General features: G+C 43.4%; 11 protein-coding genes. 8 read left to right on the forward strand and 3 right to left on the reverse strand.

All coding sequences use genetic code 11. The features are described from left to right. The first annotated feature begins 3 nt into the window (after positions 1-3). The 7 genes from mrdA to lipA all read left to right on the forward strand — a co-directional run bounded on the left by mrdA (position 4) and on the right by lipA (position 7472). Positions 4-1896, forward strand: a complete 1893-nt coding sequence (mrdA, locus tag OCW38_RS11145) for a penicillin-binding protein 2 (protein ID WP_016785975.1) — start codon at positions 4-6, stop codon at positions 1894-1896. Next, entirely contained in the window at positions 1896-3017 is a 1122-nt protein-coding gene (rodA, locus tag OCW38_RS11150) for a rod shape-determining protein RodA (protein ID WP_010439095.1), read from the forward strand. The genes mrdA and rodA overlap by 1 nt, the downstream gene beginning before the upstream one ends. Positions 3018-3020: 3 nt before the next feature. After that, positions 3021-3863, forward strand: a complete 843-nt coding sequence (locus OCW38_RS11155; protein ID WP_016785976.1) for a septal ring lytic transglycosylase RlpA family protein — start codon at positions 3021-3023, stop codon at positions 3861-3863. A 93-nt stretch (positions 3864-3956) separates the two neighbouring features. Further along, positions 3957-5138 carry a serine hydrolase gene (locus tag OCW38_RS11160; protein WP_010439089.1) on the forward strand — a complete coding sequence of 394 codons (1182 nt, stop codon included), beginning with the start codon at positions 3957-3959 and terminating at the stop codon, positions 5136-5138. 231 nt (positions 5139-5369) lie between these two features. After that, positions 5370-5648 carry a DUF493 family protein YbeD gene (gene ybeD / locus OCW38_RS11165; RefSeq protein WP_026084358.1) on the forward strand — a complete coding sequence of 93 codons (279 nt, stop codon included), beginning with the start codon at positions 5370-5372 and terminating at the stop codon, positions 5646-5648. Between the two features lie 194 nt (positions 5649-5842). After that, on the forward strand, positions 5843-6502 hold the full coding sequence (gene lipB / locus OCW38_RS11170; protein ID WP_010439081.1) for a lipoyl(octanoyl) transferase LipB: 660 nt from the start codon (positions 5843-5845) through the stop codon (positions 6500-6502). A 4-nt stretch (positions 6503-6506) separates the two neighbouring features. Further along, positions 6507-7472, forward strand: coding sequence for a lipoyl synthase (lipA, locus tag OCW38_RS11175; RefSeq protein ID WP_010439078.1), 966 nt, complete (start codon positions 6507-6509; stop codon positions 7470-7472). Positions 7473-7644: 172 nt separating this feature from the next. On the opposite strand, the gene OCW38_RS11180 is transcribed toward lipA, so the two are convergent. From OCW38_RS11180 to OCW38_RS11190, 3 genes are all read right to left on the reverse strand, one after another. Beyond that, complete coding sequence (locus OCW38_RS11180; RefSeq protein ID WP_016768331.1) at positions 7645-9006, reverse strand: sodium-dependent transporter; 1362 nt, start codon at positions 9004-9006, stop codon at positions 7645-7647. A 313-nt stretch (positions 9007-9319) separates the two neighbouring features. Beyond that, on the reverse strand, positions 9320-10114 hold the full coding sequence (locus OCW38_RS11185) for a YggN family protein (RefSeq protein WP_016787615.1): 795 nt from the start codon (positions 10112-10114) through the stop codon (positions 9320-9322). Positions 10115-10201: 87 nt separating this feature from the next. Continuing rightward, complete coding sequence (locus tag OCW38_RS11190) at positions 10202-10675, reverse strand: GreA/GreB family elongation factor (RefSeq protein ID WP_016784781.1); 474 nt, start codon at positions 10673-10675, stop codon at positions 10202-10204. 145 nt (positions 10676-10820) lie between these two features. Between OCW38_RS11190 and OCW38_RS11195 the strand changes: the two genes are divergently transcribed. Next, positions 10821-12755: a RecQ family ATP-dependent DNA helicase gene (locus OCW38_RS11195; protein WP_010439066.1), complete on the forward strand. Its 1935-nt coding sequence runs from the start codon at positions 10821-10823 to the stop codon at positions 12753-12755. Positions 12756-12783: the final 28 nt, after the last annotated feature.

Raw genomic sequence — 12783 nt, forward strand, 5'->3', positions numbered from 1 at the left:
TTAATGTTACGTAAACGTAGCCAAATCCGTGATTACAAAGCAGAAGCACGACTATTTACTAGCCGTGCTTTTGTTGCGTTTATGGGGATCATAGTGATGATGTCGATGTTGGTCGTTAACCTGTATAACATTCAGGTCAACCAATATCAGGACTATAAAACTCGCTCTAACGACAACCGCATCAAGGTCGTGCCAATTGCACCTAACCGTGGTCTAATTTACGACCGAAACGGTGTACTCCTGGCTGAAAACCGTCCTGTTTTCAACCTAGAGATCATACCTGAAAAAATTAAAGATATGGATGATACGATCATCCGTTTGCAAACATTAATCGAGATTCCGCCAGAACGAATCGAACGATTTAACCGTGAGCGTCGCAACTCACGACGTTTCAAATCAGTACCCATTCTAAATCAGCTTACCGAAGAACAGGTTGCGATCTTCTCTGTAAACCAACATAAATTCCCGGGAGTTGAAGTGACAGGAACGTTGAAGCGTTTCTATCCTTATGGTGATGTGCTGACTCACGTCATAGGCTATGTATCACGTATCAATGATCGCGATATGCAACGCTTAGTTCGAGAAGAGAAAGACGCTAATTACCAAGCTACACGCGATATCGGTAAGCTTGGTATAGAGCGCTATTATGAAGATATGTTACACGGCACGGCTGGTTATCAAGAAGTCGAAGTAAACAGTCGCGGGCGAGTGATCCGCACGCTCAAGTTTGTTCCTTCCGTTCCAGGCAAAGATATCGTGCTGAACTTAGATATCAAGCTGCAGTTATACGTACACAAACTACTCGATGGTCGACGTGGTTCGGCGGTCGTTCTCGATCCCAAAGACAATGGCGTACTAGCGATGGTCTCTAGCCCAAGCTATGATCCCAATGCATTTGTGCATGGTATTTCCTCTAAAGGTTATAACGCGCTATTGCAAAACAAAGATCGACCTTTGGTTAACCGTGCCACGTTGGGGATTTATCCGCCAGCGTCTACGATCAAACCGTTCATCGCGGTAGCTGCTTTACAAGAAGGCGTGATCACGCCAAATACAACACGTAATGACCCTGGTTATTGGAAAATACCAAACTCTAAGACAAAACCTTTCCGTGACTGGCTTCGCTGGGGTCACGGAGTCGTCGATATAGAGAAAGCAATTGAAGAGTCGGTAGATACCTTCTTTTACCAAATAGCCTTTGATCTAGGCATCGATCGCCTATCTAAATGGATGATGATGTTTGGCTTCGGTGATTACACTGGCATCGATATTCACGAAGAAAGTAAAGCCAATATGCCAACGCGTGAATGGAAAATGGCAAGACACCGTGTGCCTTGGTATCAAGGTGATACGATCCCTGTTGGTATTGGCCAAGGCTACTGGACAGCGACACCGATGCAAATCGCGAAGGCAACCTCAGTATTAGTTAATGAAGGGGAAGTAATCGCCCCTCACTTGTTGCGCTCAACAATTGATAATGGTCAGCCATTCGATGAACAAACAGTATCGGAAATCGAAACCTATCCACCGGTCACTGGGGTTAAACAAAAATATTGGGATATCGCACAAGAAGGCATGAGGTTGGTAAACCACGGACGCAAAGGAACGGCAAGGCGTTCGTTCCAGAATATGTCTTACCAAACCGCTGGTAAATCAGGTACCGCACAAGTCTTTGGCCTAAAAGAAGATGAAGAGTACAACGCTGACGAAATCGCAGAGCATTTACGCGATCACGCACTCTTTACTGGTTATGCGCCTTTTGAAGATCCGGAAGCGGTTGTGACTATCGTATTAGAAAACGCAGGTGGTGGTTCATCAAATGGCGGCCCTGTCGTCAGAAAAATATTGGACCACATAATCCTCGCTAAAGAAGATGAAAGTAAGGCAACGAAATAATGAAACTTGATCCTTCTACCGGACGAAATAGAGCCTTGTTTGAAAGGCTGCATATCGACCTACCACTATTACTCGGCATTCTTGTCTTAATGGGTTTTGCCTTATTGATCATGTATAGCGCCAGTGGACAAAGCCTCGCGATGATGGACCGCCAAGCGATGCGTATGGTGCTGTCTTTAGGTGTGATGATCTTCTTAGCGCAACTTTCACCCCGAACCTATGAAACCTTGGCACCGCTACTGTTTGCAGGCGGTGTCATCTTGTTGTTAGGCGTGTTGTTCTTTGGTGAAGCCTCTAAAGGTGCTCAGCGCTGGTTGAACTTTGGCTTTATCAGATTCCAGCCCTCAGAACTGCTGAAGCTTGCAGTACCTTTAATGCTGGCTCGATTTATCGGTAAGCGCTCACTTCCACCGACTTTCCAAACTTTGGCTATCTCGTTGGTAATGGTGTTTGTACCCACGATTCTTATCGCTAAGCAGCCCGACTTAGGCACTTCAATACTCATTGCAGCATCTGGTATCTTTGTGATATTCCTTGCTGGTATCAGCTGGAAAATTATAGCGAGTGCTGCGATTGCCCTGGGCGCATTTATTCCGATTTTGTGGTTCTTCTTGATGCGCGAATATCAAAAAGTACGTGTAAGAACCCTTTTTGATCCTGAATCAGATCCATTAGGTGCGGGTTACCACATTATCCAAAGTAAGATTGCGATAGGTTCTGGTGGGATATCAGGAAAAGGTTGGTTGCAAGGTACTCAGTCCCAACTGGAATTCATTCCAGAAAGACACACCGACTTCATCTTTGCTGTCATTGCAGAAGAGTGGGGCATGATCGGAATTTTGTTCTTACTTGCTATCTACCTATTCATTATTGGACGTGGCTTAGTACTTGCTAGCCAGGCTCAAACAGCATTCGGTAGAATGATGGGCGGCAGCATTGTACTGAGCTTCTTTGTCTATATATTTGTAAACATAGGCATGGTAAGTGGCATTCTTCCAGTGGTTGGGGTTCCTCTTCCTTTGGTTAGCTATGGTGGTACTTCAATGGTTACCCTAATGGCTGGTTTTGGTATTTTAATGTCAATCCATACACACAGAAAAGCATTTTCAAAGGCGACTTAATCGATGTCTATCAATACAACGTTAATCAAAAAAGCCCCCTTTGTTGATAGGCTGTCAATCAAAAAGATAGTCTCGATAGTAGGCTTAGCGATGGTAATCAACGGTTGTTCTTCTCAGAAACCAACAGGCCGCTATGACATTGATTCGGATATTGCGCCAGATACGCCAATATCAGTCGAGCACTTAGAAGATGCTCACCCTCAGTATGAACCTTACAGTTTAGGCGGTAATAATAACTACACTCTGCGTGGTGAAGATTACAAAATCGTCAGGAAAACAGAAGGGTTTACCGAGAAAGGAAAAGCCTCTTGGTACGGTAAGAAATTTCATGGTCATTTAACATCAAATGGTGAGATCTATGACATGTATTCGATGTCTGCTGCTCACAAAACCTTGCCAATTCCAAGCTATGTAAAAGTGACGAATACCGACAATAATAAAACGACGATTGTTCGTATCAATGACCGAGGTCCATTCCATGAAGGCCGAATTATTGACCTTAGTTATGCGGCGGCTTACAAGCTCGATGTTTTGAGAACGGGCACAGCTAATGTTGAGATTGAAGTCATCACTGTGGCTATGCCAACTGACGCAAATAAAAAGGCGGCTTTACCGCAATTTATTATTCAAGTGGCCACATCACCTCATAAAGATAGAACTGAGAAGTTAGCCAAAAATTTAGGCGAAAAGCTAGCAGTAGCAACGTTTTTGCAGCCAAATGATGACAACTACCGATTGATGCTTGGGCCATTTCATGACTATGCTCTGACTCAAGAGAAATTGGAACAAGTTAAGCTAATGGGTTACCCGTCAGCTTATATAAAGAAACACACGCTAACCCGCTAATTAATCTAACAGTTACTTCTGGTAATCAGCGCTCTGGTGTGACAGAGTGATTCTGTTAATATATGAATAGTTCACCAAATAATTGCATTCAAAATGATTAAATCTAATAAACTTGTTAAATCGATTTTTGCTACTTCTGTTGCTCTTTCTGCAACGATAGCTACATCGTCATTCGCCGCTCCTATTGTTGTTCCTGATGCACCTCAAATCGCCGCTAAGGGTTTTGTTCTGATGGATTACCATTCAGGCAAAGTACTAGCAGAGAAAGAGATGAACACTCAGCTTTCTCCAGCAAGTTTAACCAAGATGATGACGAGCTACGTGATCGGCCAAGAGCTGGATCGTGGCAACATCAATCTAACCGATGACGTTGTTATCAGTGAAAATGCTTGGGCTAAAAACTTCCCTGATTCTTCCAAGATGTTCGTGGAAGTGGGCACAACCGTGAAGGTTGAAGAGCTGAACCGTGGCATCATCATTCAATCAGGTAATGATGCTTGTGTTGCGATGGCTGAGCACATTGCAGGTTCTGAAGATGCATTTGTTGACCTAATGAACGCATGGGCAAGCTCTATCGGCATGAAAGACACGCACTTTGCTAATGTGCACGGTCTAGATAACCCGAATCTGTACTCTACCCCTTACGATATGGCTCTACTTGGTCAGGCACTCATTCGTGACGTTCCTGATGAGTACCGTATCTACTCAGAGAAAAAATTTACATACAACGGCATCACCCAATACAACCGTAATGGTCTGTTATGGGATAAAAGTATGAACGTTGATGGCATCAAAACGGGCCACACAAGTAACGCAGGTTACAGCCTAGTAAGCTCAGCGACAGAAGGCAAAATGCGCCTAGTTGCTGTTGTTATGGGCACTAAAAATGCTAACGCTCGTAAAACAGAAAGCAAAAAGCTACTAAGCTACGGCTTCCGTTTCTTCGAAACAGTGGCACCGCACACAGCTGGAGAAACCTTCGTAGAAGAAAAGATCTGGATGGGTAGCCAAGATACTGTGGCACTGGGTGTAGACGAAGATACATTCGTTACTCTACCTCGAGGCCAAGCTAAGAACCTGAAAGCAAGTTTCGTTCTTGAAAAAGAACTTGAAGCACCAATCAGCAAAGGCGATGTAGTTGGTAAACTATTCTACCAAGTCGACGGTGAAGACGTAGCTGAATACCCACTACTAGCACTTGAAGATGTCGACCAAGGCAGCCTATTCAGCCGTCTATGGGACTACCTAGTTCTTCTGTTCAAGGGTTTATTCTAAACAAGCTAAAGGTTTGTTCTAAGTAAAACCGAATTTGTTGTATAGCTAACCTAATGAGTAAGTTCATGATTTACTCATTAGTGAACTAAAAGCCGCTCTGTGCGGCTTTTGTTGATCTTGAGTTCGGTGATATTTACACGTAATATTCCGCCTTATTATTCGTGTCTGTTGACCGAAAACGTTTTTTATCGACATTTCGCCTATTTGCGAGATTCTAGCCTTTTGGAGCTAATCATGAACATCAATTCTGATGCAAAACTAAAAGATCTCTTAGAGTTCCCTTGTTCATTCACTTATAAAGTTATGGGCCACGCGAAGCCAGAACTGACTGAGCTAGTGCTAGAAGTGATTCAGCGTCATGCTCCTGGTGACTACAGCCCAACGCTAAAACCGAGTGCAAAAGGTAACTACCACTCTGTTTCTATCAACATTACAGCGACATCAATTGAGCAAGTAGAAACGCTATATAAAGAACTGGGCGAGATCGAAATCGTTCGTATGGTTCTGTAATCTTCGATTACACATGAAAACAGCGGCTTATTGCCGCTGTTTTTGTTTAAAGCGACCTATCAGCACCCAAAACATTCAACTTAATTTTCAATAAATACAAAGAAAGTTGAAAAACCTTGCAGTCCGTCTGTAGTTAGAATCATGTTTCGCGTTTATAATGCGTTCACTTTATTAATCCTTGAGGGAGTGCTGCTTTGCAAAATAAGCTAATCGTAAAAAAATTAGGCCGTCAGGATTACGAACCTGTGTGGAAAGCCATGCATAAGTTCACAGACGAACGCACGGAAGAAGACGTAGACCAAATTTGGTTGGTTGAACACAACCCTGTCTTCACTCAAGGACAAGCAGGTAAAGCTGAGCATGTATTAAATGCTGGTGATATCCCTGTGATACAAAGCGATCGCGGTGGCCAAGTGACTTATCATGGTCCAGGTCAGTTAGTCGCTTACTTTCTGATTAACATCCGCCGCAAGAAATTTGGAGTTCGCGATTTGGTGACTCATATCGAGAACCTCGTAATCAATACTCTGAAAGCTTACAATATAGATTCATCTGCCCGACCTGACGCTCCTGGTGTTTATGTCGATGGCAAGAAAATCTGTTCACTTGGATTGCGTATTCGACGTGGCTGTTCGTTCCATGGGCTAGCACTCAACGTCGATATGGACCTGTCTCCATTTCTTCGTATTAACCCGTGTGGTTACCAAGGGATGGAAATGGCGCAGGTAAGCCAACTCGGCGGGCCAAGTGAACTAGAAAACGTTGAGCAACAGTTAATACAAGAGCTCGTAGAGCTACTCGGCTATGACCAAGTAGACATTCAGGCCACCAGTAACATTACAGCAGAAGCATAAAATCATGAGCAAACCAATCCAAATGGAAAAAGGCGTTAAATATCGTGACGCTGACAAAATGGCATTAATTCCCGTAAAGAATATGCCTGCTGAACAGAAAGAAGTTTTACGTAAGCCAGAATGGATGAAGATTAAACTTCCTTCAGACAGCCATCGTATCCAAGAAATCAAATCAGCAATGCGTAAAAACAACCTGCACTCAGTTTGTGAAGAAGCGTCTTGCCCTAACCTAGCCGAGTGTTTTAACCACGGTACGGCAACGTTTATGATTCTTGGCGCTATCTGTACTCGTCGCTGCCCTTTCTGTGATGTTGCCCATGGTCGTCCTGTTGCTCCTGAAACAGAAGAGCCGAAGAAACTGGCTAAGACGATTAAAGATATGAAACTGAAGTATGTAGTAATCACCTCGGTTGACCGTGATGACCTGCGTGATGGTGGTGCTCAGCACTTTGCTGACTGTAACCGTGAAATTCGCGAACAGAATCCAAACATTCGCATTGAAACACTGGTTCCAGATTTCCGTGGTCGTATGGACGTTGCACTTGATCTAATGAAAGACAACCCGCCAGATGTTTTTAACCACAATCTAGAGACAGCGCCGCGCTTATACCGTAAAGCTCGTCCAGGCGCGAACTACAAGTGGTCTCTCGATCTGTTGAGAAAATTCAAAGAGCAGCACCCAGACATTCCAACGAAGTCAGGTGTGATGATGGGGCTTGGTGAGACGAAAGAAGAGATCGTTCAAGTGCTGAAAGACCTTCGTGAACATGGTGTAACGATGCTAACACTTGGCCAATATCTTGCGCCAAGCCGTCACCACTTACCCGTTGAACGTTACGTGCCACCTTCAGAGTTTGATGAGCTGAAAGAAATTGCTCTAGAACTAGGCTTCACTCACGCAGCTTGTGGCCCGTTTGTACGTTCTTCTTACCATGCAGACTTACAAGCACAAGGTATGGAAATTAAGTAGTCACGATTACTTAACTAAAAATACAAAGGCGCTGACTATTATGTTCAGCGCCTTTTTTCTATCTTGCAAATTCAGCTATACCTTCATATCGAAACAACAAAGCCACTCCCTATGAGTGGCTTTGTGCTTAACATTTCAAGTTCTGAGTGTTTAGGTTCAGATGAGCTCTGCGTTAACCAAATGAAGCCCAGATAACCGTCGCCACTAAGATTGGGCACACGAACTTCACATACATTGGCCAAACCTTACCAAACCAACCCAATTGGAAGTCAGGGCAACCTTGCTCAAGCTCTTTCACTTTTGAAGCTCGGCTCCATACCCAACCACCAAATAGGCAAAACATCAGTGCAGCAACCGGTTGAAGGTACTGAGTCGCTATCATCGCAACCATTCCAAACATCGCGGCAAAGTTGTAAACAATCACCACACTGAACAGTGCAATAACACCACCAATCACCCAACTCGTTGGTGTTCGTCTGGTATTGAAACGCTCACTCACTAGCGCTACAGGCCCTTCCAGCATCGAAATCGATGAAGTCAGCGCGGCAATCGTTAGCAACAAAAAGAAGACAATCGCGAAGATCTGACCAAGTACGCCTAAACTGTCAAACATCAAAGGCAGAACCGTGAATACTAGCGTATCAGAGCTTAATAATGAGCCATCTTCAGCGTAGATTTGAACACCTTTTTGCATCGCAACAAACATTGCTGGCATCACAACTAAACCCGCAATAAAAGCAACAGCTGTATCAACTAAAGTAACGTTCATTGCCATTTTTGGTAAATTCTCTTTCTTGCTTAAGTAAGAGCCATAAACCAACATTGAACAACCACCAATGGTGAGCGAGAAGAACCCCTGTCCCATTGCCGCCAGAATCAGTTTTCTATCCCACACTTTCTCGAAGTCTGGAACTAGATAATGTTTTAGACCTTCCATCGCGCCAGATTGCGTCATGATGTAAATAAACAATAAACCAAACAAAACAAACAGCGCTGGCATCAAACGAGTCGACCATTTCTCGATACCTTGCTTAACACCGCCCTGAACAATCAAAATAGTCAGCACATAGAATGCGACAGTGCCAAATACATTTCGCTCAACACTGAAGCCTTTAAACCAATCCGCAGCAGCCTCCAGACCAATCAGATCAGCGACAGCACCAATTAGGAAGCAGATCAACCAGCCACCAACAATACTATAAAATGCCAACACGGCGCTTGGCACACTCAACCCGACCCAACCGACAAACTCACCGACTTTCTTACCCAAAGGGCTAGTGGTCAACGAGCGCATACTATCGACAGGATTTGCTTGACCATGACGGCCAATCGCCATCTCAACCACCAGCATAGGGAAGGCAACTACGAAGATCATGATCAAATAAACAAGAAGAAAGGCACCACCACCGTTACTGGCAACTTGAGTTGGGAACCCCCAAATATTACCCAAACCAACAGCTGCCCCCGCCGCTGCCAAAATAAAACCTAAACGAGAGCTGAAATGCTCTCTTGAAGAGGAAGATTGTTGATCCATATTGCCCGCACAAAAATCAGTGAACTAGTTGAGGAGTACAGTAATAAAAAGCAATGATAGGCACAACTAATAAATGAACAATTCTCTAATTTTTACAATCAATACGCTATTTATAACCACATAGTTAACAAATAACTGGTCTTATCGTTTACTGGATAACGACAAAACGAGATGCGGGCTAAGAAAAATAGAGTATCTCGAGTTAGTTGCTCGTGCGGCTGAACCCATAGATCCATAAACACCTACATCCATAAAGACACACATACAAAAAGAGCACCAACCGGTGCTCTTATTCTTCATCGTTAAATTCAGATTAAATAGTGAATACTTGATAGTCTTTTAGGTTAGGGATGATTTCATGCAATTCTTTCTCTTGTTCTGCCATCTCATCAAGAGAATCACAGAACTCAGTGCCTTCCTCTTCCATTTGTTGAGCATGCTCTTTCATCCGCTCTTCAACTTTAAGCTTTAATTCAGCCATACTATCAGCCAATTCGGTAAGGTTTAAACCACCGTCTTGCTTCATCTTTTCAGACATCGCATTAAAGGCACTTGAGATAAACTCTTGGTTAAAGATCTCCTTAGCCTTTTCGAAATCTTCAGACCAGCCATTGGCCATAGAATCGAAACTGTCAGCCGGCAGGACTAACTCGCCATCTTTATAGTAACGAGACTCTAATTCAGCAAAGTACGTTTTCATTGATTCTTTTACATTATCAAACGACTCTGGAGAATCTAGGCTGGCAGCGATGTCATCAATAACATCATTCGCCAAGGCTAAGCTGTCATTCGCCATTTGTTTTGCACGAGGCAAATACTCATTCATGCTGTCGCGGTATTTTTCAATCGCCGCTTGTTGAACGGCATCAAGTGCTACCTTTTCACCATGAATATAAAGATCGTTGTTGCCATCGAGAATCGCTGTATCACCGTTTACTTGATGGATTTCGACTTTTTGATCATCAATTCGTAATTCATTCTTCAAATCAACTCGACACTGGGAAGCAAAAGTTGGCAGGCTCACAAAAGAGATTACCGCTGTTAACGATGCGATTAATACATTGTTTTTCGTAAATACACGGTTTTTCGTAAATACATTGCTTTTCATAACATCCTCTCATTAATCTGACTAATGACTATACCCTTGGTTTATGCTTCTTTGTCAGAGAAACGTTTATATTTATTGGTCTAATATTCAGTCAATCGATACCACTTCATAGAAAAATCGCTTATCAGCAACCATGAACTCAACCTCATCACCGATTTCTTTACCCATTAGAGCCTGACCAAAAGGTGCGTTCACCGTTACGATAGCAACCTCATTATCATTCCACGCGACAGAAAGTCCTCCGACTCTTGGCCCAATGAAAAAGTGTTTACATTCATCATTTTCGTCAATAACCACAACATAGCTGCTTACTGCAATCTTTTCACTGTCTCGTAAGACGAGATTTCGGTAGCACTGGATATCATCTTCACACTCCTGCACTCGCATCGCTTGACCATGGGCAAGATATGAAGCTTCTAGTGCCAATGTATCGTACTTATGCTCAGGTACTGTCTCTTCATCTGTCGCAGCGTCAATGGCGCGTTGAGTCGCAGATTGTGCGATACGTAATCGGGATTCAAGTTGCTCTATGATTATTTGTAGAAGCTCAGACTTATTCATACTTTTGAAGTGCTTTTCTATAGGAGCTACAGAATAGAATTAGGTACAATCAGGTGCAAGACATTTGATTCATAAAGCAGCGCTATCATCGAGAGGTGACCGCTTTAGCATCAATACGACACTTAATAACTCAGGTAGAGCATAAATGATTGAGCAGAAGTTAAAACAAGTATTCGGATTCGACTCACTGCGTAATGGGCAAAAGCAAGTCATTGATAATGTTCTATCTGGACACTCTACTGCTGCGATATTCCCTACAGGCTCAGGCAAGTCGCTTTGCTATCAATTACCAGCACTAGAGCTACCACACTTAACCTTAGTGATATCTCCACTGTTAGCCTTAATGAAAGACCAGCTCAACTTCTTGCACAGCAAAGGCATAAGCGCGGCCGCCATCGAATCAAGCCAAGACAGGCAAACCGCCCAACAAGTGATGCAGTCGGTACGTAACGGAGACACCAAGATCCTGATGATCTCGGTCGAACGCCTGAAGAATGAACGCTTTCGTCAGTTTATTTCCCAAGTACCGATCTCGTTACTCGTGGTCGACGAAGCGCACTGTATTTCAGAATGGGGGCACAACTTCAGACCAGACTACTTGAAGCTGCCTCAATACCAAAAACAGCTCAATATTCCTCAAGTATTGCTGCTCACAGCAACCGCAACAACATCTGTTATCCAAGATATGAAATCTAAGTTTGAGATCGCTGAAGAGCGTGTTGTGGTCACGGGTTTCTATCGTCAAAACCTCGACTTATCGATTCAACCTTGTGAGCAAACTAATAAGCTAGAAACCTTGTGTAATGTCGTTAACCAGGTATCTCAAGCGCCAACCATTGTTTATGTCACTCTTCAGCAAACGGCAGAAATGGTAGCTCAACAGCTTCGTAATGCTGGCATTAACGCCGTAGCTTATCATGCGGGTCTTAAGCCAGAAAATAGAGATACGATTCAACAACAATTCATGAATAACGAAGTGAACTGTATTGTGGCTACGATTGCTTTTGGAATGGGTGTCGACAAATCAAATATTCGACGAGTCATTCACTTCGACCTACCAAAATCGATAGAAAATTACTCGCAAGAGATTGGACGAGCAGGACGAGATGGTCAGCCATCTGAATGTATTTTACTCGCCAACAAGTATGGCCTAAGTACTCTAGAGAACTTTGTCTTTGGCGACACGCCAGACAACATATCCATTCAAGCGGTCTTAAAAGAGATATATGAAAACCAGAACATTGGTGCTTCTGGCACGAACCAATGGGAAATCATGCTCAACCAACTATCGCGAGAGTCCAACATTCGTCAGTTACCGCTAAAAACACTACTGGTGTATCTCGAAATTGAAGGTGTGATTGAGCCTAAATACAGCTACTTTGCTGATTATAAATTTAAGTTCATTCGCCCTAAGCAGCAGATCACGGAGCAGTTTCAAGGAGAACGTCGACACTTCGTAGAAGCAATTTTCCAATGTTCTCCTCAAGCGAGAGTTTGGTGCCAAGTTGATTTCGATGCGTTGTGGACACACTTCCAGGCTGATCGTCAGCGTGTTGTTGCGGCTATCGATTACTTTAATGAACAAGGCTGGATTGAGCTAGAAAGTAAGCAGATCACGGATGTGTATACAATCCACAATACCTCTGAAGATATGATGCAACTGTCGGAACGTCTAACTGAGCTATTTAAGGCGAAAGAAAACAGTGAAATCAACCGTCTTAACCAAATGCTGAGTTTCTTTGAAGGCGATACTTGCCTAAGCTCTCGTCTTGCGAGCTATTTTGCCGATGACAAAGCGCCAACAAACTGTGGTCACTGCTCTGTATGTCGAGGAGAAATTGCAATACTACCAACTGTCGATGTTGAATCGGTTGACGATGAGACTGTGATGACATGGATTCATGAGTTCGTATCTAAGAGTCAACAATTGATTACCGACGAAGCCATTACTCGTTTTCTATGCGGAATCGCCACCCCGCTTTCAACCAAGCTTAAAGCCAATAAAATGGTGGGTTACGGAAAATTAGAACAACAGCCATTCAGTGATACCTTAGCGCGAGTTAAACAGCTTCCTAGGTAAGCCAACTTCCATATTTAGATAAACCGAT

Source organism: Vibrio cyclitrophicus (assembly GCF_024347435.1).
GTDB lineage: Bacteria > Pseudomonadota > Gammaproteobacteria > Enterobacterales > Vibrionaceae > Vibrio > Vibrio cyclitrophicus.